Here is a 26421-nt window from a genome sequence, read left to right on the forward strand (position 1 = left end):
CGCTGTGGGTGGCCGGCCAAGGACCGGCGGGCTGGTTCAGACGTTCTTGCTGATGCAGAGGTACTGCTTGTCGGTCTGCGGCCGGCGGCGGTCGTCGGGGTGGCCGGTCAGGATTTCGCAGTCGCTGCGGACCACTCCGGAAATATGCAGGGGGATGTAAAAAAGGTCCGTCTCCTGCGGCCGGTAGAAAATATCCATTCCGGTACGCAGGTCGAACCGGAATCGCCGGTCCGGGGTCCGGTCCCGCATTTTCGCGTGGGGGAGTGAGGGCACCTTCCGCATTCGGTGCATGGGTTCCTCGATGGAGGCGCTCTCGTATGCGGTGCCGGCCCGGTTGTAGTCGTCGTGCAGCCGGATCAGGTCGAACTTGTTGCGCGGCACCTCGACCTCGATGAGTTCCAGCGGTTCGGTGCCCGTGCTGCGCGTCCCGTGGAACGCGCCGGGCGCGATGCGCAGGATCGCCCCCTCGTGGACGGGGATCTCCTCCCGGTCGAGACCGGTGGTCACCCCCTGGCCGCCGAGGCACAGCAGGTAGGTCAGCTTCCGCGGGTGCACGTGGACCGATGTGCTGTGCCCGCCGTCGATGTGCAGGGACCAGAAGTCGAAGAAGTCGTCCACGTAGGCCCGGTACTCGTAGCCCCAGGGCTTGGGGATCACCTCGTCCAGGTGCTCGTCCTGGTCGAACTGCTCGTTGGCCGGGCGTGCGCCGTCGCGCAGCAGCCGGGTCAGCTTCGCGATATCGGCCCGGCCGGCGTCCACCCGCAGCGGCAGGAAATCCGCCCGGTTCGAGTGCTTTCCGGGCAGGGTTCCGATGGCCTCGGTCACCGTCATGTCATCCCCCAGTGGCTTGAATTCGCCTTTTCGACTTCCGGGGCGTTTACCGCCCGGCGTCGTCGCAGACTCAATCAGCGAGGGGTGGGGATGCTCAAATAGAAGTACCTTGAAGTCCCATAACGGAATTTGTGGCGCCTGGTCAGAGGTGCCTCCGGAGGGCGGTGCGGGAATCGTCCGGATTCGGAAGGTCCTGTTCCTCCGCTTTCCATGCGCATGTGTTCTGACGTGCGCATGGAAAGAATGCCCCGGCGCCGGCGGAGGAACGCGCGTCTGTTCCCGAGCGGGCGAGAAAGGCTTGAACCCTCGGCCCCCGCTACCCCCGGAACGGCCGGTACGTCAGTTGCTTCACGCGGCGCAGCAGCGGCATCGACTCCACGTGCTCGACGCCGTCGAGCCGGCCCAGACGTTCGCTGAGGTAGCGGTAGAGGTGGGCCGAGTCACGGGTGATGACGACCGTCATCAGGTTGGACGGGCCCGTGGTGGCCGCCGCGTAGGCCACCTCGCGGTCGGTCGCCAGTGCCTCGCCCACCGTGTGCAGGGCGCGGGGGGCGGCCGTGACGCACAGCATGCTGGCGTTGCGGAAGCCCAGGTGGGCGGAGTCGAACTCCACGTCCACGTACAGCGCGCCGGAGGCGACGAGGCGGGCCAGGCGGCGCTTGACCGAGGATTCGGACCGGCCGGTCGCCCGCTGGAGTTCGGGGTACGTGGCCCGGCCGTCCCGTTCCAGCGCGGCGACCAGGGGCTCGTCGTCGGAGGTGATGACGGCGGGGCCGGGCGGGGCGGTGGCGGGGGGCGGGGCGAGGGCGGCCGTCTCCCCGGGGGTCAGCGCGCCGCTCTTGTGGAGCCAGCCGGCGGGGCCCCCGTAGAAGCGGTGCAGTAGTTGGTGGGCGCGGATGTCCACGATGTGCGGGGTGCGCGGCAGCTTGCCGATGAGCAGGTCGTCGGCGGCGTCCCGGCTGCGGACGTTGACCGTGCATGTCACCTCCGTACCGCCCGACGTCAGCCCGATCCACGAGGTGTCGGAGCGTTTGGCCAGGGCCTCCGCGATGGCCGTGGCGCCGTCGGGCGCGCAGCGCACCCGCAGCAGCCAGTGCTCGAACGACTCCTCCGAGGCCGCGCACCGCACCCCCACGACCCGCAGACCGGCCTCCGCCCGAAGCCTGCGGAAGCGGCGCGCCACCGTCTGGTCGGAGACCCCGAGCGCGGCGGCGATCCGGCTGAAGGGCGCGCGGGCGTCCAGCTCCAGCGCGTGCAGGATGCGCAGGTCGAGGGCGTCCCCCCGGACGGGTGATTCCACTGATTCGGGCCCCTTCCATGTCGGATTCCGGCGCCGGTCGGTCACTGGCTGGGGATTCGGGACGCGGCCGTCCGATCGTACGGGGGTGGCCGCCGGTCACACCGAAGCCGTACGAGGAGAACGACATGCGTAAGTGGGGGCCGCTCACCGCGGTCTGTCTGGGGACGTTCATGCTGCTGCTGGACGTCACGATCGTCATCGTGGCACTGCCCGACATGGCGCGGGTGCTGGACGCGTCGCTCTCCGACCTGCAATGGGTCATCGACGGCTACGCCCTCGCGCTCGCCGCGCTGCTGCTCGGCACGGGCGCCGCGGCCGACCGGCTCGGGCGGCGCCGGGTCCATGTCGTGGGCGTCGTGCTCTTCGCCGTCGCCTCGCTGGCCTGCGGCCTCGCCTCGTCGCCGGCCGTACTGGTCGCCGCGCGCGGGGTCCAGGGGGTGGGCGCCGCCGCGATGTTCGCGACCACGCTGCCGCTGCTCGCCTCGGTGTACCAGGGCAAGGACCGGTCCGTGGCGCTCGGGCTGTGGGGCGCGGTGAGCGGGGGCGCCGCCGCGATCGGGCCGGTGGTCGGCGGGCTGCTGACCGAGGGGCCCGGCTGGCGCTGGATCTTCTTCGTGAACCTGCCGGTCAGCGTGGCCGCCATCTGGCTGACCCTCAGGACCGTGCCCGAGTCGCACGGGGCGCGCGACCGGCGCACCGACTGGGCGGGGACCGCCGCCTTCGCGGTGTTCGCGGGGGCCGCGACGTACGCCGTCGTACGGGCGGGCAGCGTCGGCTGGACCTCCGGGCAGACGCTTCTCACCTTCGCTCTCGCCGTGCTCGCCCTGCTCTGCTTCGTCGTCGTGGAGCTGCGCGTCGCCCACCCGCTGCTCGACCTCTCGCTGTTCAGGACCTCCGCCTTCACGGGCGTGATGGCCGGGTCCCTCGCCTTCAACATGGCGGCCTTCGGCGTGCTGCCGTACACCTCGATCTGGTTGCAGACGGTCGTCGGGCTGAGCCCGGTCCAGGGCGGTCTGGCGGTCCTGCCGCTGGCCGCGACCGCGTTCCTGGTGGCGGCCGCGGGCGGGCGCCTGCTGCACGGGGCGCAGCCGCGCCTGACCATCGGCGTCGGGCTCGCCCTCATCGGCGCCGGCACCCTCGGTCAGGCCGTGCTCGGCGCGGGCTCCTCGTGGCCCGCGCTGATCCCGGGCCTGGTCGTCGCGGGCATCGGCACCGGCCTGGTCTCCCCGGCCATCGCGGGCGCCGCGCTGGCCGCGGTGGAGCCGGAGCGGGCCGGTATGGCGGGCGGCGCGGTCAACACCTTCCGCCAGCTCGGATACGCCTTCGGGGTCGCCGTGCTCGGGACGGTGCTGACCTCCCGGATGGGGGCGGCTCTCGGCGAGGGCGAGTCCCACGCGCTCGCGGGCGGCGGCGCGGACGGGCTGCGCGCCGCCGGGGTCCCGGAGCACGCGCTGCGGGCGGCGTTCGCCTCGGGGCTGAACGTGGCGGCCGTGGTGGCCGGTGCGGTGGGGCTCGTCGCGGGGGCGGCGGTGCTGCTGCTCGTCAAGGGCGGGAAGACGGCCGCCGCACCGGCCGGGCGGGAGCCGGTGCCGGTGCGCGCCGGGTAGGGCGGGTCCGGCGCAGCCGCCCCGTTGGCCCCGAAATGATGTCCACTTCTGCGACTATGCGAAGAATAGGGGCTGGTGACCAGGAAAGGACCACTATGTGCGGAATCGTGGGTTACGTCGGTGGGCAGTCGGCACAGGACGTCGTCGTCGCGGGCCTCAAGCGGCTGGAGTACCGGGGGTACGACTCCGCCGGCATCGCCGTCCTCGCCGACGGCGGGCTGGCCGCCGCGAAGAAGGCCGGGAAGCTCGTCAACCTGGAGAAGGCGCTGAGCGAGCGCCCGCTGCCGGCCGGGAGCGCCGGGATCGGGCACACCCGGTGGGCCACCCACGGCGGACCCACCGACGTCAACGCCCACCCGCACCTCGACAACGCGGGCCGCGTCGCCGTCGTCCACAACGGGATCATCGAGAACTTCGCCGCCCTGCGCGCCGAACTCGGCGAGCGCGGCCACGACCTGCTCTCCGAGACCGACACCGAGGTCGTCGCCCACCTCCTCGCCGAGGCGTACAGCCAGTGCGGGGAGCCGGCCGAGGCGATGCGGCAGGTGTGCCGGCGGCTCGAAGGGGCGTTCACGCTCGTCGCCGTCTTCGCGGACGCGCCCGACGTCGTGGTCGGCGCCCGCCGCAACTCGCCGCTCGTCGTCGGGGTGGGGGAGGACGAGTCGTTCCTCGCCTCCGACGTCGCCGCGTTCATCGCGCACACCAGGTCCGCGATCGAGCTGGGCCAGGACCAGGTGGTGGAGCTGCGCCGGGAGGGCGTCGTCGTCACCGGCTTCGACGGGGAGCCCGCCGACGTCCGCGCGTACCACGTGGACTGGGACGCGTCCGCCGCCGAGAAGGGCGGCTACGCCTCCTTCATGCTCAAGGAGATCGCCGAGCAGCCCAAGGCCGTCACCGACACCCTCCTCGGCCGCATCGACCCCGAGGGCACGCTCCACCTGGACGAGGTGCGCATCACGCGCGGCGAGCTGCGCGAGGTCGACAAGGTGGTGATCGTCGCCTGCGGGACCGCGTTCCACGCCGGGATGATCGCCAAGTACGCCATCGAGCACTGGACCCGCATCCCCTGCGAGACCGAGCTGGCCAGCGAATTCCGCTACCGCGACCCGATCCTGGACCCGCACACCCTGGTCGTCGCCATCTCCCAGTCGGGCGAGACCATGGACACCCTGATGGCGCTGCGGCACGCCCGCGAACAGGGCGCGAAGGTGCTCGCCATCTGCAACACCAACGGCTCCACCATCCCCCGCGAGTCCGACGCCGTGCTCTACACGCACGCCGGGCCCGAGGTCGCCGTCGCCTCCACCAAGGCGTTCCTCACCCAGCTCGTCGCCTGCTACCTCGTCGCCCTCTACCTCGGCCAGGTGCGCGGCACCAAGTGGGGCGACGAGATCCGTACCGTCATCCGGCAGCTCTCCGAGATCTCCGGCTCGGTCGACCGGGTCCTGGAGACCATGGGACCGGTCCGCGAGCTGGCCCGGTCGCTGGCCGGCCACGACACCGTGCTCTTCCTCGGCCGGCACGTCGGCTACCCGGTCGCCCTGGAGGGCGCGCTGAAGCTGAAGGAACTCGCGTACATGCACGCCGAGGGGTTCGCCGCCGGAGAGCTCAAGCACGGGCCGATCGCGCTGATCGAGGACGGCCTCCCGGTCGTCGTCGTGGTGCCGTCCCCGGCCGGGCGCTCGGTGCTGCACGGCAAGATCGTGTCGAACATCCAGGAGATCCGGGCCCGCGGCGCCCTGACCGTCGTCATCGCCGAGGAGGGCGACGACGAGGTCGTCCCGTACGCCGACCACCTCATCCGCGTCCCGGCAACGCCTACGCTGCTTCAGCCGCTGGTCGCCACCGTGCCGTTGCAGGTCTTCGCCTGCGAACTGGCGACGGCCCGCGGCAACGAGGTCGACCAGCCGCGCAACCTGGCGAAGTCCGTCACGGTGGAGTGAACCGGCGGTCGGAAGTGAGGGCGGGTACGTGATCATCGGGGTCGGCATCGACGTGGCGGAGATCGAACGGTTCGACGCGGCGATGCGGCGCACACCGCTGCTGGCCGCGCGCCTCTTCGTGGAGGCGGAACTGCTGCTGCCCGACGGGGAGCGGCGCGGCATCGCCTCGCTGGCCGCCAGGTTCGCCGCCAAGGAGGCCCTCGCCAAGGCGCTCGGCGCCCCCGCCGGACTGCTGTGGACGGACGCCGAGGTGTACGTCGAGGACAGCGGCCGGCCCCGGCTCCGGGTGAGCGGCACGGTCGCCGCCCGCGCCGCCGAACTGGGCGTACGGCAGTGGCACGTGTCGCTCAGTCATGACGCCGGGGTGGCGTCGGCGGTGGTCATCGCGGAGGGGTAGCGCGCTACGCGGCGCGCCCCCGGCGGTTCCTGCGTACGTTGGGTGGCATGCGTACCGCCTACAGCGTTGAGACCGTACGGGCCGCCGAACAGGCCCTCATGGCCCGGCTTCCCGAAGGCGCGCTGATGCAGCGCGCCGCCGCCGGACTCGCCGCCGCCTGCGCCGACCTGCTGCGCCGGGCCGGCCGGGTCTACGGCTCCCGCGTCGTCCTCCTCGTCGGCACCGGCGACAACGGGGGCGACGCCCTGTACGCCGGCGCCCGGCTCGCCCGGCGCGGGGCCGGGGTGGTGGCCGTACGGGCCGTCCCCGGCCGGGCCCACGAGGGCGGCAGCGCGGCCCTGCTCGCGGCGGGCGGGCGCGTCGTGGACGGCGGGGAGAGCACCACCCACCAGGACTGGGCCGGGCGCATCGACCTCGTCGTGGACGCCATCACCGGCATCGGCGGACGCGGCGGACTGCGGCCCGACGCGGCCGGACTGGTCGGGCGCTACACCGCGCACGGCGCGCCCGTCGTCGCCGTCGACCTGCCGAGCGGCGTCGAGGCCGACACCGGCGAGGTGCCCGGCGAAGCGGTGCGCGCGGACGCGACCGTCACCTTCGGGGCGTACAAACCGGCGCTGCTCGTGGACCCGGCCGCCGAACGGGCCGGGGCGCTGCGCCTCGTGGACATCGGGCTCGGCGCCGAACTCCCCGGCGTGCCCGACCTGGAGGCCCTCCAGTACGCGGACGTGGCGGCGCTGCTGCCCGTGCCCGCCGCCGAGAGCGACAAGTACCGGCGCGGGGTCGTCGGCATCGCCGCCGGGTCGGCCCGCTACCCGGGCGCCGCCGTGCTGGCCGTCTCCGGGGCGCTGCGCGGCGGGGCGGGGGCCGTGCGCTACGCGGGCCCCGGCGGCGCGGCCGTCATCGCCCGGCATCCCGAGACCCTGGTCCACGCGGGCCGCCCCGCGCGGGCCGGGCGGGTGCAGGCGTGGGTCGTCGGGCCGGGACTCGGCGACGGTACGGACGCCGTCGCGGCCGTCTCCGACATCCTGGCCACCGATGTGCCGGTGCTGGTCGACGCGGACGGGCTGCGGCTGCTGGACGCCGAGGTGGTCCGGGCCCGCACCGCGCCCACCGTCCTCACCCCGCACGCCGGGGAGGCCGCGGCGCTGCTCGGCGCCCGCCGCGAGGAGGTCGAGGCAGGGCGGCTCGCCGCCGTACGCGAACTGGCCGCCCGGTTCGGCGCCACGGTCCTGCTCAAGGGGTCGACCACCCTCATCGCCACCGACACCCCGCACACCCCGGTCCGGGTCAACCCGACGGGCACCGGGTGGCTGGCGACCGCCGGCAGCGGCGACGTGCTCTCCGGCCTCACCGGCTCCCTGCTCGCCGCCGGCCTCGCCCCGCTCGACGCGGCCTCCGCCGGCGCCTACCTGCACGGCCTCGCGGCCCGCCGCGCCGCGGACGGCTCCCCGCTCGCCGCGCTGGACGTCGCCGACGCCATCCCCGCGGCCTGGCGGGACGTCCGCGCCTGAGAGACGCTGGAGGAAGCAACCTCACACGAGAGGCGATCCGCCGTGAGCAGCAGCGATGACGTGCGCGTCCGCCGGGTGTACGACCCCGCGGAGGACGGCGACGGAACGAGGGTCCTGGTCGACCGGCTGTGGCCGCGCGGGGTCTCCAAGGAGCGGGCCGCGATCGACCGGTGGCTCAAGGACCTCACCCCGTCGGACGAACTGCGCTCCTGGTACCACGAGGACCGCTCCGGGACGCGCTACGACGCCTTCGTGGACCGCTACCGCGCCGAACTCGCCGACCCGGTGCACACGGCGGCCGTGGACGAACTGGTGGGGCTGGTCCGCGAGGGCGGCCCGGTGACGCTCGTCACGGCGGTCAAGGACGTCCCGCACAGCCACGTACCGGTCCTCGCCGACCACCTGGAACACGAACTGCACCACGCCTGACCTGCCCACGGAGCGGAAAGGCGCGCCCCGCCGGGCCCGGTGTCCAGCAGGCCGGGCCGTACGGCTCTGAGACACTGGGCGCGATATGAACGAGACAGCGTCCCTCAGAGCCCGTGCCGAGATCGACCTCGCCGCACTCCGCGCCAATGTGCGCGTGCTGCGTGCTCGGGCGTCCGGGGCGCGGCTCATGGCCGTGGTCAAGGCCGACGCCTACGGGCACGGCGCGGTCCCCTGCGCGCGCGCCGCACTGGAGGCCGGCGCCGCCTGGCTGGGCACCGCGACCCCGCAGGAGGCCCTGGCCCTGCGCGCGGCCGGGCTCGAAGCACCGATGATGTGCTGGCTGTGGACGCCGGGCGGGCCCTGGCGCGAGGCGATCGAGGCCGGCGTCGACGTGTCGGTGAGCGGCATGTGGGCACTCGACGAGGTCACCGCCGCCGCCGCGGAGGCCGGGCGGCCCGCCCGTATCCACCTCAAGGCCGACACCGGCCTCGGCCGGGCCGGCTGCCAGCCCGCCGACTGGCCGGAACTGGTCGCCGCCGCCCGTACCGCCGAGCAGGCGGGCACGGTCCGCGTCACCGGCCTGTGGTCCCACTTCGCCTGCGCCGACGAGCCGGGCCACCCCTCGATCACCGCCCAGCTGAACACCTTCCGCGACATGGTGGCGTACGCGGAGAAGGCTGGCGTGGAGCCCGAGGTGCGGCACATCGCCAACTCCCCGGCCACCCTCACCCTCCCCGAGTCCCACTTCGACCTCGTGCGCACCGGCATCGCCATGTACGGCATCTCGCCGGGGCCCGAACTGGGCACCGCCGCCGACTTCGGGCTGCGCCCCGTCATGACGCTCGCCGCGTCCGTCGCCCTGGTCAAGCACGTACCGGCCGGCCACGGCATCAGCTACGGCCACCACTACACGACGGCCGCGGAGACCACGCTCGGCCTGGTGCCGCTCGGGTACGCCGACGGCATCCCGCGCCACGCGTCCGGCCGGGGCCCCGTCCTGGTCGGCGGGGTGCGGCGGACGATCGCGGGCCGGGTGGCCATGGACCAGTTCGTCGTGGACCTGGACGGCGACCAGGTGGCGGCCGGCAGCGAGGCGGTGCTGTTCGGCCCCGGCGACCGGGGCGAGCCGAGCGCCGAGGACTGGGCCGAGGCGGCCGGCACGATCGCGTACGAGATCGTCACCCGGATCGGCGGCCGGGTGCCGCGCGTCCACCGGGGCGCCGAGGACGGGGCCCCGGCCGGGGTCTGACCGGGCACGGGCCACAGATGCCCGCGGGCCGGGACCGACCGACACGAGCGACGAGGAGCGCGGCACGGTGAGCGAGATCAGCGCGGGTGACGCGGTGGCGACGGCCGCTTCCGCGGCCGGCTGGCGCCGGGCGGGAGTCGCCGGCGCCGCCATAGGTGTGCTCGCCGCCGGGGCGGCGGCCGGAGTCGCGGTCGAGCGGCTGACGGTCGGCCGGTCCATGCGCAAGCGCGCCCGGCTGGCCCTGGACGCCACCGGACCGTACGGCTCGCTGCGCGGGGTGCCGGGCCGGGCCACGGCCGACGACGGCACCGAGCTGTTCTACGAGGTGGACGAGATCGACGGGGCGGGACCCGACGGCACCGCGTCCTTCGCCGCGGGCGCGGGCCCCCGCAGGCGCCGGCTCTTCGGACGCAAGGCGCCCGCCCCGGTCACGGTCGTCTTCAGCCACGGCTACTGCCTCAGCCAGGACTCCTGGCACTTCCAGCGGGCCGCCCTGCGCGGCATCGTGCGCACCGTCCACTGGGACCAGCGCAGCCACGGCCGCTCCGAGCGCGGCCGGGCCCAGGCCCGCGCCGGCGGCGGGGTGCCGGTCGGCATCGACCAGCTCGGCCGCGACCTCAAGGCGGTCATCGACGCGGCCGCCCCCGAGGGTCCGCTCGTCCTGGTCGGCCACTCCATGGGCGGCATGACGATCATGGCGCTCGCCGACCGGTACCCGGAGCTGATCCGCGACCGGGTCGCCGCCGTCGCGTTCGTCGGCACGTCGGGCGGGAAGCTCGACGAGGTCAGCTTCGGGCTGCCGGTCGCGGGCGTCAACGCGGTGCGCCGGGTGCTGCCCGGGGTGCTGAGGGCGCTCGGCTCGCAGGCGGAGCTGGTGGAGCGGGGACGGCGGGCGACCGCCGACCTGTTCGCCGGGCTGATCAAGCGGTACTCGTTCGGCTCGCGGGACGTGGACCCGGCGGTCGCGCGGTTCGCCGAGCGGCTCATCGAGGCCACCCCGATCGACGTGGTCGCCGAGTTCTACCCCGCCTTCGCCGAACACGACCAGAGCGCGGCCCTGCCCCTCTTCCGCGATCTGCCGGTCCTCATCCTGGCCGGCGACAAGGACCTGGTGACGCCCAGCTCGCACAGCGAGGCCATCGCGGACCGGCTGCCCGAAGCGGAACTGGTCATCGTTCCCGACGCCGGCCACCTCGTGATGCTGGAACACCCGGAGACGGTGACCGACCGGCTCGCCGACCTGCTGGTGCGGGCGGGAGCCGTACCGGAATCCTGACGGCCGCGCCCGTATCGTTTCCGGACATGGAAGCAGCGCAGAACAGCCCGGCGGCCGCCGGGACCGCCGAGAACACCCCGTCCGCCGTCACCGTGGAGCTGGCGGTCGACTCCCCCGAACAGATGGGGGCCCTGGGCCGCAGGCTCGCCTCCGTGCTGCGCCCCGGCGACCTCGTGATGCTCACCGGCGAGCTGGGCGCGGGCAAGACGACCCTGACCCGGGGACTCGGCGAGGGCCTGGGGGTGCGCGGCGCCGTCACGTCCCCCACCTTCGTGATCGCCCGGGTCCACCCCCCGCTCGGCGCCGGGCCCGCGCTGGTCCATGTCGACGCGTACCGGCTGGGCGGCGGTCTGGACGAGATGGAGGACCTGGACCTGGATGTGTCGCTGCCGGATTCGGTGGTCGTCGTGGAGTGGGGCGACGGCAAGGTCGAGGAGCTGTCGGAGGACCGGCTCCAGGTGCTCATCGACCGCGCGGTCGGGGACACGGACGACGAGCGGCGCTCGGTGACGCTGCGGGGCGTGGGCGCCAGGTGGGCGGGGCTGCGCAACGAGTCCTGGGCGCCCTGGGCCTGAGCGGAGCCGTTGTTTCCGACGCGGTGTCGGTAAAATGTTGCGCCGGACGGGGCAGGCATGGTCACATGGAGGACGAGAGCAGGTTAGGTCTGCCTAACCATGCCTTCCACCGGAGTCCCAGGAGGCGTCCATGCCGGCATCCGAGCATGAAGCGCAGCCGCCGCGCGCGGTATCGATGAGCGCCCTGCTGGCCGCGGGAGCGGCGGCGAACGCGGTATCCACCCCGCCGAAGACCCCGGCGGGCGACGAAGCCTCCGACCGCCCCGGGAACGGCGGCAAGCGGAAACCCGGCGGCCCGGCGAATTCCGGGCGCCCGGCGGAACCCGGCCCGTCCGGCGACTGAGGACGCCTCCGACGGGCCCGGCAGCGGCCCGCGGCCCCGCCCGCGCGGGGCCCCGCCCGGCCGGGCTTACGGAACCACGACCACCTTCACGCTCACCGTGGCGAACGTCCACATCGCGTTGCCGTCCTCGCGGGTCATCCGGACGCCGCCCGCCTTCAGGGTCGGGTCGGGCTCCTCCATCGAGCCGTCCTGGGCCGCGCTGAAGCCGATGGCCACGTCGTCCACCGAGGCGAACCGCACCACGTGCTCGATCGGCACCCCGTCGGAGCCCTGCACGGTGCCGGAGCGCGAGGTCACCGTGTAGGTGCCCGGCACGGCCGTCACCGCGCTCGGCATGACCTCGAACGTCCGGGAAGCCTTGCCCTTCGCGTCCACCAGCCAGACCCGGCGGTCACTCAGCGCGTACACGACGCGCGTCCCGGTGCCGGAGTCGGCGGGGACCGCGAGCGGGTCCTTCTTCGCCTTCGGCTTGGAGTGCCCGGCGCCGGCCGGAGCCGGGGCGCTGTTCGACGCCTTCGGCTTCGCGCCCAGATCGTCCGGCACGTTGGCGGAGGCCTGGTAGGCCAGGAAGCCGACCACGGCGACGGCCGCCGCGGTGAGCGCGGCCACGATTCCCGAGCTGCCCCTTGCCACCGTGCGTGCCTCTTTCGCTGTCGTGTGCCATAAGGCGAGTGCCGTAAGTCGTACAAGCGTTTACACGTACTCCGCGTACAACCGGTGACGGTAGCAGCCGGGGTCGCCCGGAACGGGAAGCCGTACGGGGCGCGGGGCGGACCTCGCCGGAGCCGTAGGCTGTTTGCGTGCTCTTGCTCGCAATGGATACCGCCACCCCCGCCGTCACCGTCGCCCTGCACGACGGGACCCGCGTCGTCGCCGAGTCCGCCCAGGTCGACGCCCGCAGGCACGGGGAGCTGCTGCTGCCCGCCGTCGACCGGGTACTCGCGGACGCCGGGGTGAAACTCGACGCCGTGACGGACGTCGTCGTCGGCGTCGGCCCCGGACCGTACACCGGGCTGCGGGTCGGCCTCGTCACGGCCGCGACGTTCGGCTCGGCGCTGTCCGTGCCGGTGCACGGGCTGTGCACCCTGGACGGCCTCGCGTACGCCGCAGGTCTCGACGGGCTCGAAGGGCCCTTCGCCGTCGCCACGGACGCCCGCCGCAAGGAGGTCTACTGGGCACGGTACGAGGACGCCCGCACCCGGGCCGAAGGCCCCTGCGTGGACCGGCCGGCCGACATCGCCGAGCGGCTCGCGGGCCTCCCCGTCGTCGGGGCGGGCGCGGTGCTCTACCCCGACGCCTTCCCGGACGCCCGCGGCCCCGAACACCTCGCGGCGGGCGCCCTCGCCGGCCTCGCCGCCGAACGCCTCGCGGCCGGCGCCGAACTGCTCCCGCCGCAGCCGCTCTACCTCCGCAGGCCCGACGCGCAGGTCCCGAAGAACTACAAGGTGGTCACCCCGCAGTGACCGCCACGACCGCAGTGCTGCGTGAGATGCGCTGGTGGGACATCGACGCCGTGCTGGAGCTGGAGCACGAGCTGTTCCCGGACGACGCCTGGTCGGCCGGCATGTTCTGGTCCGAGCTGGCGCACGCGCGGGGACCGGGGGCCACCCGCCGCTACGTCGTCGCCGAGGAGCCGGGCACCGGCCGGATCGCCGGGTACGCGGGCCTCGCCGCCGCCGGTGACCTCGCCGACGTACAGACGATCGGTGTCACCCGCGGCCACTGGGGCGGCGGACTCGGCTCCGAGCTGCTGACCGACCTGCTCAAGCACGCCACGGCCTTCGAGTGCGCCGAAGTGCTGCTGGAGGTCCGCGTCGACAACACCCGGGCCCAGAAGCTGTACGCCCGCTTCGGCTTCGAACCGATCGGCTTCCGCCGCGGCTACTACCAGCCGGGCAACATCGACGCGCTCGTCATGCGCCTCCACGTACACGAAGACGTACAAGAAGACGTACGAGAAACAGAGACTGACTGATGGCTGACGAACCGCTCGTACTCGGCATCGAGACCTCCTGCGACGAAACCGGCGTCGGGATCGTCCGGGGCACGACGCTCCTCGCCGACGCCGTCGCGTCCAGCGTCGACACGCACGCCCGCTTCGGCGGCGTCGTCCCGGAGATCGCCTCCCGGGCGCACCTGGAGGCGATGGTCCCCACCATCGAGCGCGCCCTGAAGGAGGCCGGCGTCAGCGGGCGGGACCTCGACGGCATCGCCGTCACCGCGGGCCCCGGCCTCGCGGGAGCCCTGCTTGTCGGCGTCTCGGCGGCCAAGGCGTACGCGTACGCGCTGAACAAGCCGCTGTACGGGGTCAACCACCTCGCCTCGCACATCTGCGTCGACCAGCTGGAGCACGGCCCGCTGCCCGAGCCCACCATGGCGCTCCTGGTCAGCGGCGGGCACTCCTCGCTGCTCCTGGCGCCCGACATCACCAACGACGTGCGGCCCCTCGGGGCGACCATCGACGACGCGGCGGGCGAGGCCTTCGACAAGATCGCCCGGGTGCTGGACCTCGGCTTCCCCGGCGGCCCGGTCATCGACCGGCTTGCCAGGGAGGGCGACCCGGCCGCCATCGCCTTCCCGCGCGGCCTGACCGGCTCGCGCGACCCCGCGTACGACTTCTCCTTCTCCGGCCTGAAGACCTCCGTCGCCCGCTGGATCGAGGCGAAGCGCGCGGCCGGCGAGGACGTGCCGGTACGGGACGTGGCCGCGTCCTTCCAGGAGGCCGTGGTGGACGTGCTCACCCGCAAGGCCGTCCGCGCCTGCAAGGACGAGGGCGTCGACCACCTGATGATCGGCGGCGGTGTCGCGGCCAACTCGCGGCTGCGGGCGCTCGCCGAGGAGCGGTGCGAGCGGGCCGGCATCCGGCTGCGCGTGCCGCGCCCCAAGCTGTGCACCGACAACGGGGCGATGGTCGCCGCGCTCGGCGCCGAGATGGTGGCCCGCAACCGGCCCGCCTCCGACCTGGAGCTGTCCGCCGACTCCTCGCTGCCGGTCACCGAGACCCATGTCCCCGGCGCCCACGCCCACACCCACGACCATGACCACGTGCACGAGGTCAGCAAGGACAACCTGTACTCATGAGCGCCCCCGCCACCGCCCTGATGTGGGAGGCCCGCGCCACCGAGGGCCGGGGCGCCGAGCTGCTGGAGTGGGCCCGCGCCCGCGCCGCAGAGCTGCCCCGGTCCCCGCTGCGCGGCGAACTCCTGCGCGCCCCGCAGGACCGGGTCCTGGTCATCACCTGGTGGGACGGGGCGTACGGCGACGAGCTGCCGGAGCTGCCGGAGCCGGACGCGTCCCTGATCACCCGCCCGGTGCACCGCTGGCGCTTCGAGTCGCTGGGTCCGGTGGCGCCCGGCCGATGAGTTCCGGGCCCGCCCGCGGTCTACCCTGCACGGCACTTTGCACCAATCGGTGAGGAGAAGACCATGCAGAAGGTGACCACGTTCCTGTGGTTCGACAAGAACCAGGCCGAAGAAGCGGCCGACTACTACATCTCCGTCATCGGCGGCGACTCCCGCGTGCTGGAGGTGACCCGCTGGACCGCCGCGTCCCCCGGCGAGGAGGGGGCGGTGATGACCGTACGGTTCCAGCTCGACGGCGCCGAGTACGTCGCGTTCGACGGCGGGCCCGAGTTCCCCTTCTCCGAGGCGGTCTCCCTCTCCGTCGAGTGCGATTCGCAGGAGGAGGCGGACCGGCTGTGGACCACGCTCAGCTCGGACGGCGGGCAGGAGAGCCAGTGCGGCTGGCTCAAGGACCGCTTCGGCGTCTCCTGGCAGATCGTCCCGCCGGGCCTGGGCGAGGTTCTGACCGACCCGGACCCGGAGAAGGCGGCCCGCGCGATGAAGGCGATGCTCGCCATGAAACGGATCGACATCGAGGCCCTGCGCAACGCCTGAGCCCCGCGCGGCAGTTGGGGGGACGCTCGATAGGGTCGGGGCCATGCCCCCTCGCTCGGCGCTGCCGCCGCCCCCGCCGCCCGTGGAGATACGCGCCTGGCCCGACCGCGAGGCGCTGCTCGCCGACCGGGCCTATCTGCTCGGCGTACTGGTCAGGATGCACATCGGCCCCGGCCGGCTCGGGCTGCTGTGGCTGTGGGGGCTGCTCGGCGCGCTCGGGTGGTCACTGACCGGGACGGCCCTCATCGCGTTCGAGGACAGCTACGACTTCTTCAGCGCCGTCTTCGGCGTGGTCCTGTTCGCCATGGGCGCCGCCTGCCTGGTGCCCGCGGTGACCCTGGTCGCGGCCGGAGTGCGCCGGGACATGGCGGTGCGCCGGCTGCTGGAGCGGTGGGGCGAGCTGGACCGGGACCCGGCCAGGGACGCCGTGCTCCGGCTGCCGGGCACGAGCCTGGTGTGGCTGCTGCCGTCCTTCGTGCTGTGCGCGCTCGGGCTGTACGCCTGCGTCGTCGTGCCCGCCGGAGCGGTCCGGGGCCAGGACACCTACGGGCTGATGGCGCTGATCATGGGCCTGGGATTCCTCACCTGGATCGTCGGCCTCATCGGCATCGTCAAGGCCTTCTGGCACCGGCGCTGGATTCTCCGGACGCTGGCCGGGGGCATCGCGCCGGGACCACTGATCTCTGCGGGCGGCGGCGCACACCGCTGAGCCCAGCCGATCTAGTCTTGGCGTGTACACGGATAACGCTGTGTCCGACGTGATGCAGGGGGAGGGCGTTTCATGGAGTGGTACTGGTGGGTGCTCATCATCTTCTGGACGGGCGGCTTCGGCTGGCTCGCCGACAACATCCGCACCGCGCTGCGCAACCGGCACACCCGCAGGCTGGAGCTGTTGGAGGCCGGCCGGCAGGAACGGCTCGCGGTCGAGGCCGCCAACAAGCCGCCCGAGCCCGTCTGCGGCTGCACGCACCACCTCGCCAAGCACGACAAGCAGGGCAAGTGCCATGAGCGGGTCGAGCTGCCGACCGCCTGGGACGAGCAGAAGAAGCCCGTCCGCTTCGAGTCGGGCCAGTGCAACTGCCAGCAGTACGTCGGCCCTCAGCCCCTCTCCCAGGTGTACGCCGAGGACCTGACCGATCTCGCGTGACGCATTCGGCCGCCCCCGTGTGAGCCACCCGGGGGGACCGTGCGGACCCGGCGGCGGTGTCGGGCCCGATGCCCTTTCACGTCCTGGCAATATGCGGCGCCATGCAGCCAGTACGACAAAAGGACAAATTGGCCATGAATGGGCGCAGACCGGGTGCGGTGACGGGCGGGCGGCAGCGGGCGCGACGGGGACGGAGCCACCTGCGGCGCCGGCCGGGCCACGCGGTCCTGGCCGCGCTCCTGGTGGTCGCAGCCGCCTCCGGCTGCGCGGCCGAGGCCGGCGACACGGGGACCGGGCAGGGCGCGAAGCTCCAGGCCGGACAGCCGGGCGCGCCCGCCGACGCCCCGGCCGCCGGAGCGCTGGGCACCCGCGCCGCGCAGGCGGAGCGGGCCAAGCTCGCCCAGGCCGCCCGCGCGGTCGCCGCCAAGAAGTGGGGCCTGGCGAGCACCCCGCTCGCGCCGCCCGCACCGCCCGCCGTGAAGCCGCACATCACCACCCGCAAGGGCTTCGAGGTCGAGGGTCAGGACGACTCGCTGCCGCCGGTCTTCACCACGGTCCCCACCAAGGACAAGGTCGTCTTCCTCACCATGGACGACGGCGACGACAAGGACCCCGAGCTGCTGAAGATGATGTCGGAGCTGAACATCCCGTACAGCGCCTTCCTCAGCGACTACCTGGTGCGCGACAACTACACGTACTTCAAGGACGCCGAGGCGCGCGGGGTCACGCTCAACAACCACACGCTCAACCACCGCTACATGCCCGGTCTCTCCTACGAGGAGCAGAAGCGCGAGATCTGCGACCAGCAGGACATCATCGAGAAGCAGTTCGGCAAGCGGCCCCGGCTCTTCCGCCCGCCGTACGGCAACTACAACACCGACACCCTGAAGATCGCCAAGTCCTGCGGCATCACCGCGGTGCCGCTCTGGGCCGAGGAGGCGTTCCCCGACCACATGGAGTGGCGCGAGGAGGACCTCGACCTGCATCCCGGCGACATCATCCTCACCCACTTCCGGGGCAAGAAGGACTGGAAGGGCAGCATGCCCGACCTGATCCGGTCCGTCATGAAGACCGTCACGGACAAGGGGTACGCGGTGGCCCGGCTGGAGGACTACGTGTGAGAAGGGCGTGGCCCGGATCCGCCACGAGGGGCGTGAATTGGCACTCCGCTTGACCGAGTGCTAATCACGGTCATAGTCTCAGTGCTGGCACTCCCCACTGGAGAGTGCCAGCAGTACTGTGCGACCGGCAGGTCCGGCACCCGCGACGACGGGCTCACCTGGTCGCCATCCAAAGACTGTTAAACCCCGTGAGATCTCCGAAGGGGGAGACCGGATCGTGTCGACCGCCAGCTCCAAGGTTGCGATCAAGCCGCTTGAGGACCGCATTGTGGTCCAGCCGCTCGACGCCGAGCAGACCACGGCCTCCGGCCTGGTTATTCCGGACACCGCGAAGGAGAAGCCCCAGGAGGGCGTCGTCCTGGCCGTGGGTCCGGGCCGCTTCGAGAACGGCGAGCGCCTTCCGCTCGACGTCAAGACCGGCGATGTCGTGCTGTACAGCAAGTACGGCGGCACCGAGGTGAAGTACAACGGCGAGGAGTACCTCGTCCTCTCGGCTCGCGACGTGCTCGCGATCATCGAGAAGTAGTTCACTCACCGTTTTGCTTCTGTTCTGCGCCCCTGGCCCCCAGCGAGATGACTAGCCGGGCGGCAGGGGCGCAGTTCTTGTTTCGAGAGGACAGTTCAGCTCCATGGCGAAGATCCTGAAGTTCGACGAGGACGCCCGTCGCGCCCTTGAGCGCGGCGTCAACAAGCTTGCCGACACGGTGAAGGTGACGATCGGCCCCAAGGGCCGCAACGTCGTCATCGACAAGAAGTTCGGTGCTCCCACCATCACCAACGACGGTGTCACCATCGCGCGCGAGGTCGAGCTGGACGACCCGTACGAGAACCTCGGTGCGCAGCTGGTGAAGGAGGTGGCGACCAAGACCAACGACGTGGCCGGTGACGGTACGACCACCGCCACCGTGCTCGCCCAGGCGCTCGTCCGCGAGGGTCTGCGCAACGTCGCCGCGGGTGCCTCCCCGGCCGCCCTGAAGAAGGGCATCGACGCCGCGGTCAAGGCCGTCTCCGAGGAGCTCCTCGCGACCGCCCGCCCGATCGACGACAAGTCCGACATCGCCGCCGTCGCCGCGCTCTCCGCGCAGGACGCCCAGGTCGGCGAGCTCATCGCGGACGCGATGGACAAGGTCGGCAAGGACGGTGTCATCACCGTCGAGGAGTCCAACACCTTCGGTCTGGACCTCGACTTCACCGAGGGCATGGCCTTCGACAAGGGCTACCTGTCGCCGTACATGGTGACCGACCAGGAGCGTATGGAGGCCGTCCTCGACGACCCGTACATCCTGATCCACCAGGGCAAGATCGGCTCGATCCAGGAGCTGCTGCCGCTCCTGGAGAAGGTCATCCAGGCCGGTGGCTCCAAGCCGCTGCTGATCATCGCCGAGGACGTCGAGGGCGAGGCGCTGTCGACCCTGGTCGTCAACAAGATCCGCGGCACGTTCAACGCCGTCGCCGTGAAGGCCCCCGGCTTCGGTGACCGCCGCAAGGCCATGCTCGGCGACATCGCCACCCTCACCGGTGCGACCGTCATCGCCGAGGAGGTCGGCCTCAAGCTCGACCAGGCCGGCCTGGACGTGCTGGGCACCGCCCGCCGCGTGACCGTCTCCAAGGACGACACCACCATCGTCGACGGTGGCGGCAAGTCCGACGAGGTCGCCGGCCGGGTCAACCAGATCAAGGCCGAGATCGACGCCACGGACTCCGACTGGGACCGCGAGAAGCTCCAGGAGCGCCTGGCGAAGCTGGCCGGCGGGGTCTGCGTGATCCGCGTCGGTGCCGCCACCGAGGTGGAGCTCAAGGAGAAGAAGCACCGTCTGGAGGACGCCATCTCCGCGACCCGCGCCGCGGTCGAGGAGGGCATCGTCTCCGGTGGTGGCTCCGCTCTCGTCCACGCCGTCAAGGTCCTGGAGGGCAACCTCGACAAGACCGGCGACGAGGCCACCGGTGTCGCGGTCGTGCGCCGCGCCGCCGTCGAGCCGCTCCGCTGGATCGCGGAGAACGCGGGCCTGGAGGGCTACGTCATCACCTCCAAGGTCGCCGAGCTGGACAAGGGCCAGGGCTTCAACGCCGCGACCGGCGAGTACGGCGACCTGGTGAAGGCCGGCGTCATCGACCCGGTCAAGGTCACCCGCTCCGCCCTGGAGAACGCCGCCTCCATCGCGTCGCTGCTGCTCACGACCGAGACCCTGGTCGTCGAGAAGCCGGCCGAGGAGGAGCCGGAGGCCGGTCACAGCCACGGCCACTCCCACTAGTACACAGCGAAAGGCCCGGTACCCCTCGTGGGGTGCCGGGCCTTTCGTGTGTGGGTCACTGGGGCCCGTACTTGCGGCCCGTCCGGGAGGTCACGCCTCCGAGCAGCCCGCGCGGGGCCACCTTCACCAGCCCCATCAGCGCCTTGTAGCGGGGATCGGGGATGGACAGGGACTTGCCGCGGGCCAGGTCCGCGAGCGCCGTGGCCACCAGCTTGTCGGCGTCGAGCCACATCCAGCCCGGGATGTTGCCCGTGCCCATCCCGGCCCGCTGGTGGAACTCCGTCCGTACGAAGCCGGGGCAGAGCGCCATCATCCGCACCCCCGAACCCGCCAGGTCCCTCGCCGCGCCCTGGGTGAACTGCACGACCCACGCCTTGGACGCCCCGTACGTACCGCGCGGCACGAACGCCGCGACCGAGGCCACGTTGACGATCCCGCCCCTGCCGCGCTCCTTCATGCCGGCCGCGGCCGCCGAGGTCAGCCGCAGGACCGCCTCGCAGTGCACCTTCAGCATCGTCAGCTCGTCGGCCATGGGCACGTCGAGGAAGCTGCCCTTGTTGCCGAACCCGGCGTTGTTGACCAGGAGATCGACCGGCTGGAGGCGGTCGCCGATCCGGTCCTCGACCGCGCCGATCCCCTGGTCCGTGGACAGGTCGGCGGTCAGCACCTCGGCCTCGATGCCGTGCCGGTCGTGCAGCTCGGTGGCCTGCTCCCGCAGCCGGCCGGTGTCGCGGGCCACCAGCACGAGGTTGTGCCCGTCGGCCGCGAGCCGCCGTGCGAAGGCGGCCCCGATGCCCGCGGTCGCGCCCGTAATCAGTGCAGTCGTCATACGCGGCACGTTAGAGCATCCGGAACCGGCCGTTCACGGCGCTCTCGCCACCCCCGCGCACTCAGGAAGCGGCGAGCTCCGCCACGTAGGCGCGCGCCTTCCGCAGCGCCTCGGGGTGCAGCGCGTCGCCGGCCGGCAGGAGCAGCGGCAGCAGGTCGCGCCGGGTCGTCACCGCCCGGAACTGGAGCTCCACCGTCACCCCGTGGTCCGGCCGGTGCACGATCTCGACCGGGTCCCCGGCCCGGACGGAGCCCGGGGTGACGACCCGGAAGTACGCCCCGGGGGCCGCCGCCCGCGTGAACCGCTTGAGCCAGCGCGCCTCGCCGATGTGGCCGGCGAACGTACGGCACGGAATCCGGCCCGATGTGACCTCCAGGACCGGGCCGGCACCGATCCGCCAGCGCTCACCGATCAGCGCGCCGCTGACCCGCAGCCCGGCCGTGGTCAGGTTCTCGCCGAACGAGCCGTTGGGCAGCGGGCGTCCCAGCTCCCGTTCCCACGCGTCGAGTTCCTCGCGGGCGAAGGCGTAGACCGCCTGGTGCGAGCCGCCGTGGTAGCGCAGGTCGCACACCGCGTCCCCGGCGAGACCGCTGCCGCCCTCACCCTCGGGCCCCGGGTCGCAGACCCGCACCGGCCCCTCGACGGGGCGCTTGTCGATCCCGGTCATGCCGCCCGGGGCGTTGGTGTAGGACGCCGCCTTGGGACGCCCCGCGTTCACGGTCAGCACTGTCGTCGCGGTCATACCCGAACGCTAGACCAGACCCGCACCCAAAGGCACGCGCAAATAATTAGCCCGTGTCCCCAAGAATCGCTTATGATCGAGGGGTGATCGAAGCCCGCCACCTCCGCGTCCTGCGCGCCGTGTCCACCACCGGCTCGTTCTCCGCCGCAGCCCGTGAACTGGGCTGCACCCAGCCCGCCGTCAGCCAGCAGATGAAGGCCCTGGAGTCCTCCGCCGGGACCACGCTGCTGATCCGCACGGGCCGCGAGATGCGGCTGACACAGGCGGGCGAGGCCCTTGTGCGCCACGCGTCGGGCATCCTCGCCGGGCTCACCGCGGCCGAGGAGGAGGTCGCCGCGATCGCGGGGCTGCGGGCCGGCCGGGTCCGCCTGGTCTCGTTCCCGAGCGGCAGTTCGTCCCTGGTTCCCGGCGCCCTCGCCGCGCTGCGGGCCGAACACCCCGGCACCCGGGTCTCGCTGGTCGAGGCCGAGCCGCCCCGGTCGGTGGAGATGCTGCGCGACGGCGACTGCGACATCGCGCTCGCCTTCCGGTACGGCGAACCGGGCGCCGAGTGGGACGACCTGGTGGTGCGCCCGCTGCTCACCGACCGGCTGACCGGCCTCGTCCCCGAGGGGCACGCGCTGGCGGGCCGCGAGGAGGTGGGCATCGCCGAACTCGCGGGGGAGTCCTGGATCGCCGGGTGCCCCCGGTGCCGCAGGCAGCTCGTGGAGGTGTGCGAGGAGTCCGGCTTCACCCCCCGCATCGACTTCGCCACCGATGACTATCCGGCGGTGATCGGCCTGGTCGGCGCGGGTCTGGGCGTGGCGGTGCTGCCGGCGCTTGCGATCGAGTCGGTGCGCCCGATGGGCGCCAGGACCGTCACGGTGGAGCCGGCCATCGAGCGCGAGATCGTCGCGCTGACCCTGCCCGACCTGGCGCGGGTCCCGGCCGTGGCGGCGACCCTGGACCAGCTGTCCCTGGCGGCGGCCCGCTGAGGCCGCGCCTGCGGGGCGGCGGGGCGGGGCGGCGCTGTGGGGCGATGGGCGGGGCGATGAAGAAACGTTTCTGTTGTGGTGTGGGCCGGGCGGGGGATCAGCCGTGGCCGGGCGGGGACGAGGGGGCCGCCGCCGAGATCAGCCGGTTGCGGGCGCGTCCCATCAGCTCCTCGCGCTCGTCCTCGGTCAGTCCGCCCCACACGCCGTAGGGCTCGCGCACCGCCAGCGCGTGCGCCGCGCACTCGGCGCGCACCGGGCACCGCATGCAGACCTCCTTCGCGGAGGTCTCGCGGGCGCTGCGGGCGGCCCCGCGTTCCCCCTCGGGGTGGAAGAACAGCGAGCTGTCGACCCCGCGGCAGGCTGCCAGCAGCTGCCAGTCCCACAGATCGGCGTTGGGTCCGGGAAGGCGGGAGAAATCGGCCATTGCTTGTCCCCTCGAAACCGTGCTGAGTCGGAAACGTCGTTGTCGTTCGTCGTGGACCGGATGCGTCGTGGGTGGGTGCTCGTCGATGACCGCGTACAAAACCGTACATCTACGGTGTTAGTAGATGTAAATATGACTGGTTGCGAATCTAGCCACAGACACCAGTAAAAGGGAAGAAATCCCGCTAAATGGGGCATAGAGTCATCGGAAGTTTCGGTTGACGACTGGACGACCCGTGGCGTTCTGCTCCGTGTGCGCGTCCTCACGTAGAGTGCCGAACTCGGTCTTCCAACCCGTAACTCTTTCGAGTGACCATCGTTGAGAGTGCGGAGGCGGTTGGCAGAAAGAGCGATCGGGCAGATGTCCGAGAGCGTCAACCGCACAGGTGACGACTTGTAACAGCCTGGAGGCTCAAGGTGACGCGCATCAGCTGCGGAGGGCGGTCATGACATCCGTCCTCGTCTGCGACGACTCCCCGCTTGCCCGAGAAGCGCTCCGTCGCGCGGTCGCGACCGTGCCCGGCGTCGAGCGTGTGACGACGGCCGCCAACGGCGAGGAAGTCCTCCGCCGCTGGGGTGCCGACCGTTCGGATCTGATTCTCATGGACGTACGCATGCCCGGCCTCGGGGGGGTGGAGACGGTCCGACGGCTGCTTTCCGCCGACCCCGGCGCCCGGATCATCATGCTGACCGTCGCCGAGGACCTGGACGGCGTCGCGCTGGCGGTCGCCGCCGGCGCCCGCGGTTATCTGCACAAGGACGCCTCCCGGGCCGAGCTCCGGGCGACCGTCACCCAGGCCCTGGCGGACCCGACGTGGCGGCTCGCCCCACGCCGGCTGCGCTCGGCCGAGATGGGTGCGGCGCCCACGCTCACCGCGCGTGAGATCCAGGTCCTCGAAGGGATGAGCCACGGCCGCTCCAACGCGGAGATCGGTCGCGAGCTGTTCCTCTCCGAGGACACGGTGAAGACGCACGCCCGGCGGCTGTTCAAGAAGCTCGGTGCCTCGGACCGGGCGCACGCGGTGGCGCTCGGCTTCCGCTGGGGCCTGGTCCGCTGACGGCAGGCCCGGCCGGCGGCCCCGGACGGGGGTGCGGCGCGAGCCGTACCCCGCCGGCGGAGCCCGCCGCCCAGGCGGTATGTGACGCTTCCCGGCCGATGCCGCATCCTTGAGACGTGGAGTTCCTCGGGAACGATTCGGTCGAGCGGAAGGGGAGGGCGCAGGACATGACTTCCGGCGCACCCGCTCATAACGCTTCGGTGCACAACTACGGACGCGGTGCCGCGGATGACGCGGGGCCGGGGCACCATGGTCCGATGCGCGACGACGGAACGACGGTGATCGGTGCCCTGGTGCACCGGGCCGTCGAGGGCGACGCGCAGGCCACGCACGATCTGCTGGCCCACGTCCACCCACTGGCGCTGCGTTACTGCAGGTCCCGGCTGAGCCGGCTGCCCGGTGACGCCCGCCACTTCGTCGAGGACCTGGCGCAGGAGGTCTGCGTCGCGGTGCTCATGGCCCTGCCGCGCTACAAGGACACGGGCAGACCCTTCGAAGCCTTCGTCTTCGCCATCGCCGGGCACAAGGTGGCCGATCTCCAGCGCGCCGCGATGCGGCACCCGGGATCGACCGTGCCCTCCGACGAGATGCCGGAGCGGCCCGACGATTCGCTCGGCCCGGAGGAACGCGCGCTGCTCAGCAGCGACGCCGCCTGGGCCAAGAAGCTCCTCGCCAACCTCCCGGAGAACCAGCGCGAACTGCTCGTTCTGCGGGTCGCGGTCGGGCTGACCGCCGAGGAGACCGGGCAGATGCTGGGCATGTCGCCGGGTGCCGTGCGGGTCGCGCAGCACCGGGCGCTGAGCCGGCTGCGGGCCCTCGCGGAGCAGTGAGCCGGAAATCCGGCCGTGCCGTAGGAAGCTGCCGTAGGAAGCTACAGAACCCGCGGGTGATCTTGCCCGTGGAATGAGACGCCTCCAGAGCCCGTTAGCATGGACATCCGCACCGATCAAGGCCATTTGGGGAAGGTGTCATGACTGCAAACGTCGACGGAGTGCCCGAGAAATTCGCGACGCTCGGGCTGACATACGACGACGTGCTGCTGCTGCCGGGCGCATCCGAAGTGCTGCCCAACGCGGTCGACACCTCGACGCTCATCTCGCGCAACGTACGCGTCAACATCCCGCTGCTGTCCGCCGCCATGGACAAGGTGACCGAGGCCCGCATGGCCATCGCCATGGCCCGGCAGGGCGGTGTCGGCGTACTGCACCGCAACCTCTCGGTCGAGGACCAGGTCAACCAGGTCGACCTGGTCAAGCGGTCCGAGTCCGGCATGGTCACCGACCCGATCACGGTCGGCCCGGACGCCACGCTCGGCGAGGCCGACGCGCTCTGCGCCAAGTTCCGCATCAGCGGCGTCCCGGTCACCGACCCGGCGGGCAAGCTCCTCGGCATCGTCACCAACCGCGACATGGCCTTCGAGTCGGACCGCTCGCGCCAGGTGCGCGAGGTCATGACCCCGATGCCGCTGGTCACCGGGCGGGTCGGCATCTCCGGCGTGGACGCCATGGAGCTGCTGCGCCGCCACAAGATCGAGAAGCTTCCGCTGGTGGACGAGGCGGGTCTGCTCAAGGGCCTCATCACGGTCAAGGACTTCAAGAAGGCCGAGCAGTACCCGAACGCGGCGAAGGACGCCGAGGGCCGGCTGCTCGTCGGCGCGGCCGTCGGCGCCAGCCCGGAGGCGCTGGACCGCGCCCAGGCGCTGGCCGAGGCCGGTGTCGACTTCCTGATCGTGGACACCTCGCACGGCCACAACAGCAACGCCCTCGACTGGATGGCCAAGATCAAGTCGGCCGTCCGCGTGGACGTCATCGGCGGAAACGTCGCGACCCGCGACGGCGCCCAGGCCCTCGTCGACGCCGGCGTGGACGGCGTCAAGGTGGGCGTGGGACCCGGTTCGATCTGTACCACCCGTGTGGTCGCCGGCATCGGCGTCCCGCAGGTCACCGCGATCTACGAGGCCGCGCTCGCCGCCCGCGCGGCGGGCGTCCCGGTCATCGGGGACGGCGGCCTCCAGTACTCCGGCGACATCGGCAAGGCGCTCGCCGCCGGCGCCGACAGCGTGATGCTGGGCTCGCTCCTCGCGGGCTGCGAGGAGTCGCCGGGCGAGCTGCTCTTCATCAACGGCAAGCAGTTCAAGTCGTACCGAGGCATGGGCTCGCTGGGCGCGATGCAGTCCCGTGGTCAGGGCCGCTCCTACTCCAAGGACCGCTACTTCCAGGCCGAGGTCTCCTCCGACGACAAGCTCGTCCCCGAGGGCATCGAGGGCCAGGTGCCCTACCGCGGCCCGCTGGCCAACGTCCTGCACCAGCTCGTCGGCGGCCTCCGCCAGACGATGGGGTACGTGGGCGCGGCCTCGGTGGACGAGATGGAGAGCAAGGGCCGCTTCGTGCGGATCACCTCGGCGGGCCTCAAGGAGAGCCACCCGCACGACATCCAGATGACGGTCGAAGCGCCGAACTACAGCAGGAAGTAACGCGACAGCGCAGGTGAGGGGCGGACCGGGCTTCCCGGTACC

General features: G+C 72.3%; 29 protein-coding genes. 23 read left to right on the forward strand and 6 right to left on the reverse strand.

Features of this window, described 5'->3' with window-relative positions:
* Window positions 1-36: 36 nt before the first annotated feature.
* Both P8A18_RS21020 and P8A18_RS21025 read right to left on the reverse strand, forming a co-directional pair.
* Window positions 37-831 (reverse strand): cupin domain-containing protein, encoded by a 795-nt coding sequence (locus P8A18_RS21020; RefSeq protein ID WP_306056600.1) that lies wholly within the window; start codon window positions 829-831, stop codon window positions 37-39.
* Between the two features lie 316 nt (window positions 832-1147).
* A complete protein-coding gene (locus P8A18_RS21025; RefSeq protein WP_306056602.1) occupies window positions 1148-2131 on the reverse strand; it encodes an Lrp/AsnC family transcriptional regulator in 984 nt (327 codons plus the stop codon).
* Window positions 2132-2256: 125 nt separating this feature from the next.
* Between P8A18_RS21025 and P8A18_RS21030 the strand changes: the two genes are divergently transcribed.
* The 9 genes from P8A18_RS21030 to P8A18_RS21070 all read left to right on the forward strand — a co-directional run bounded on the left by P8A18_RS21030 (window position 2257) and on the right by P8A18_RS21070 (window position 11464).
* Window positions 2257-3738 carry an MFS transporter gene (locus P8A18_RS21030; RefSeq protein ID WP_306056604.1) on the forward strand — a complete coding sequence of 494 codons (1482 nt, stop codon included), beginning with the start codon at window positions 2257-2259 and terminating at the stop codon, window positions 3736-3738.
* Between the two features lie 95 nt (window positions 3739-3833).
* Window positions 3834-5681 (forward strand): glutamine--fructose-6-phosphate transaminase (isomerizing), encoded by a 1848-nt coding sequence (glmS, locus tag P8A18_RS21035; protein WP_306056606.1) that lies wholly within the window; start codon window positions 3834-3836, stop codon window positions 5679-5681.
* A gap of 28 nt (window positions 5682-5709) precedes the next feature.
* Window positions 5710-6078, forward strand: a complete 369-nt coding sequence (locus P8A18_RS21040; protein WP_018550576.1) for a holo-ACP synthase — start codon at window positions 5710-5712, stop codon at window positions 6076-6078.
* Between the two features lie 47 nt (window positions 6079-6125).
* Entirely contained in the window at window positions 6126-7592 is a 1467-nt protein-coding gene (locus P8A18_RS21045; RefSeq protein ID WP_306056609.1) for an NAD(P)H-hydrate dehydratase, read from the forward strand.
* A 42-nt stretch (window positions 7593-7634) separates the two neighbouring features.
* Complete coding sequence (locus P8A18_RS21050; protein WP_306056611.1) at window positions 7635-8021, forward strand: DUF488 domain-containing protein; 387 nt, start codon at window positions 7635-7637, stop codon at window positions 8019-8021.
* A gap of 85 nt (window positions 8022-8106) precedes the next feature.
* Entirely contained in the window at window positions 8107-9270 is a 1164-nt protein-coding gene (gene alr / locus P8A18_RS21055; protein WP_306056613.1) for an alanine racemase, read from the forward strand.
* Window positions 9271-9337: 67 nt separating this feature from the next.
* Window positions 9338-10546, forward strand: a complete 1209-nt coding sequence (locus P8A18_RS21060) for an alpha/beta fold hydrolase (RefSeq protein WP_306056615.1) — start codon at window positions 9338-9340, stop codon at window positions 10544-10546.
* Window positions 10547-10572: 26 nt separating this feature from the next.
* Complete coding sequence (gene tsaE / locus P8A18_RS21065; RefSeq protein ID WP_306056617.1) at window positions 10573-11121, forward strand: tRNA (adenosine(37)-N6)-threonylcarbamoyltransferase complex ATPase subunit type 1 TsaE; 549 nt, start codon at window positions 10573-10575, stop codon at window positions 11119-11121.
* Window positions 11122-11251: 130 nt separating this feature from the next.
* Window positions 11252-11464 (forward strand): hypothetical protein, encoded by a 213-nt coding sequence (locus tag P8A18_RS21070; RefSeq protein ID WP_306056618.1) that lies wholly within the window; start codon window positions 11252-11254, stop codon window positions 11462-11464.
* A 66-nt stretch (window positions 11465-11530) separates the two neighbouring features.
* On the opposite strand, the gene P8A18_RS21075 is transcribed toward P8A18_RS21070, so the two are convergent.
* On the reverse strand, window positions 11531-12073 hold the full coding sequence (locus P8A18_RS21075) for a hypothetical protein (protein ID WP_306061042.1): 543 nt from the start codon (window positions 12071-12073) through the stop codon (window positions 11531-11533).
* Window positions 12074-12279: 206 nt separating this feature from the next.
* Between P8A18_RS21075 and tsaB the strand changes: the two genes are divergently transcribed.
* The 10 genes from tsaB to groL all read left to right on the forward strand — a co-directional run bounded on the left by tsaB (window position 12280) and on the right by groL (window position 19880).
* A complete protein-coding gene (tsaB, locus tag P8A18_RS21080; protein WP_306061044.1) occupies window positions 12280-12927 on the forward strand; it encodes a tRNA (adenosine(37)-N6)-threonylcarbamoyltransferase complex dimerization subunit type 1 TsaB in 648 nt (215 codons plus the stop codon).
* Window positions 12924-13439, forward strand: a complete 516-nt coding sequence (gene rimI, locus P8A18_RS21085) for a ribosomal protein S18-alanine N-acetyltransferase (RefSeq protein ID WP_306056620.1) — start codon at window positions 12924-12926, stop codon at window positions 13437-13439. The genes tsaB and rimI overlap by 4 nt, the downstream gene beginning before the upstream one ends.
* The gene (gene tsaD, locus P8A18_RS21090; protein ID WP_306056622.1) at window positions 13439-14545 is read left to right on the forward strand and encodes a tRNA (adenosine(37)-N6)-threonylcarbamoyltransferase complex transferase subunit TsaD; all 1107 of its coding nucleotides are present in this window, start codon (window positions 13439-13441) and stop codon (window positions 14543-14545) included. The genes rimI and tsaD overlap by 1 nt, the downstream gene beginning before the upstream one ends.
* Window positions 14542-14826 carry a hypothetical protein gene (locus P8A18_RS21095; RefSeq protein WP_306056624.1) on the forward strand — a complete coding sequence of 95 codons (285 nt, stop codon included), beginning with the start codon at window positions 14542-14544 and terminating at the stop codon, window positions 14824-14826. The genes tsaD and P8A18_RS21095 overlap by 4 nt, the downstream gene beginning before the upstream one ends.
* Window positions 14827-14889: 63 nt before the next feature.
* A complete protein-coding gene (locus P8A18_RS21100) occupies window positions 14890-15360 on the forward strand; it encodes a VOC family protein (protein ID WP_306056626.1) in 471 nt (156 codons plus the stop codon).
* A 43-nt stretch (window positions 15361-15403) separates the two neighbouring features.
* A complete protein-coding gene (locus P8A18_RS21105; RefSeq protein WP_306056628.1) occupies window positions 15404-16069 on the forward strand; it encodes a hypothetical protein in 666 nt (221 codons plus the stop codon).
* 72 nt (window positions 16070-16141) lie between these two features.
* On the forward strand, window positions 16142-16507 hold the full coding sequence (locus P8A18_RS21110; protein ID WP_306056630.1) for a hypothetical protein: 366 nt from the start codon (window positions 16142-16144) through the stop codon (window positions 16505-16507).
* Window positions 16508-16641: 134 nt separating this feature from the next.
* The gene (locus tag P8A18_RS21115) at window positions 16642-17628 is read left to right on the forward strand and encodes a polysaccharide deacetylase family protein (RefSeq protein ID WP_371933698.1); all 987 of its coding nucleotides are present in this window, start codon (window positions 16642-16644) and stop codon (window positions 17626-17628) included.
* A 217-nt stretch (window positions 17629-17845) separates the two neighbouring features.
* Window positions 17846-18154, forward strand: coding sequence for a co-chaperone GroES (gene groES, locus P8A18_RS21120; RefSeq protein ID WP_018101172.1), 309 nt, complete (start codon window positions 17846-17848; stop codon window positions 18152-18154).
* Window positions 18155-18257: 103 nt separating this feature from the next.
* Window positions 18258-19880, forward strand: coding sequence for a chaperonin GroEL (gene groL / locus P8A18_RS21125; RefSeq protein WP_018550561.1), 1623 nt, complete (start codon window positions 18258-18260; stop codon window positions 19878-19880).
* A gap of 55 nt (window positions 19881-19935) precedes the next feature.
* Here the strand turns inward: groL and P8A18_RS21130 are convergent, their stop codons facing one another.
* Together P8A18_RS21130 and P8A18_RS21135 are read right to left on the reverse strand one after the other, a co-directional pair.
* Window positions 19936-20709, reverse strand: a complete 774-nt coding sequence (locus P8A18_RS21130) for an SDR family NAD(P)-dependent oxidoreductase (RefSeq protein ID WP_018550560.1) — start codon at window positions 20707-20709, stop codon at window positions 19936-19938.
* Between the two features lie 61 nt (window positions 20710-20770).
* Window positions 20771-21451, reverse strand: a complete 681-nt coding sequence (locus tag P8A18_RS21135; RefSeq protein WP_306056634.1) for an MOSC domain-containing protein — start codon at window positions 21449-21451, stop codon at window positions 20771-20773.
* Window positions 21452-21534: 83 nt separating this feature from the next.
* Here P8A18_RS21135 and P8A18_RS21140 point away from each other — a divergent pair, with 83 nt between their 5' ends.
* On the forward strand, window positions 21535-22425 hold the full coding sequence (locus P8A18_RS21140) for a LysR family transcriptional regulator (protein ID WP_018550558.1): 891 nt from the start codon (window positions 21535-21537) through the stop codon (window positions 22423-22425).
* A 97-nt stretch (window positions 22426-22522) separates the two neighbouring features.
* Here the strand turns inward: P8A18_RS21140 and P8A18_RS21145 are convergent, their stop codons facing one another.
* Entirely contained in the window at window positions 22523-22849 is a 327-nt protein-coding gene (locus tag P8A18_RS21145; RefSeq protein ID WP_018550557.1) for a WhiB family transcriptional regulator, read from the reverse strand.
* A gap of 445 nt (window positions 22850-23294) precedes the next feature.
* On the opposite strand from P8A18_RS21145, the gene P8A18_RS21150 reads away from it, so the two are divergent.
* The 3 genes from P8A18_RS21150 to guaB all read left to right on the forward strand — a co-directional run bounded on the left by P8A18_RS21150 (window position 23295) and on the right by guaB (window position 26379).
* Entirely contained in the window at window positions 23295-23906 is a 612-nt protein-coding gene (locus P8A18_RS21150; protein ID WP_003948568.1) for a response regulator transcription factor, read from the forward strand.
* A 257-nt stretch (window positions 23907-24163) separates the two neighbouring features.
* A complete protein-coding gene (locus tag P8A18_RS21155; protein WP_018550556.1) occupies window positions 24164-24736 on the forward strand; it encodes a sigma-70 family RNA polymerase sigma factor in 573 nt (190 codons plus the stop codon).
* A gap of 140 nt (window positions 24737-24876) precedes the next feature.
* Window positions 24877-26379, forward strand: a complete 1503-nt coding sequence (guaB, locus tag P8A18_RS21160) for an IMP dehydrogenase (RefSeq protein ID WP_026249415.1) — start codon at window positions 24877-24879, stop codon at window positions 26377-26379.
* The last annotated feature ends 42 nt before the right edge of the window (window positions 26380-26421 follow it).

Source organism: Streptomyces sp. Mut1 (assembly GCF_030719295.1).
GTDB lineage: Bacteria > Actinomycetota > Actinomycetes > Streptomycetales > Streptomycetaceae > Streptomyces > Streptomyces castrisilvae.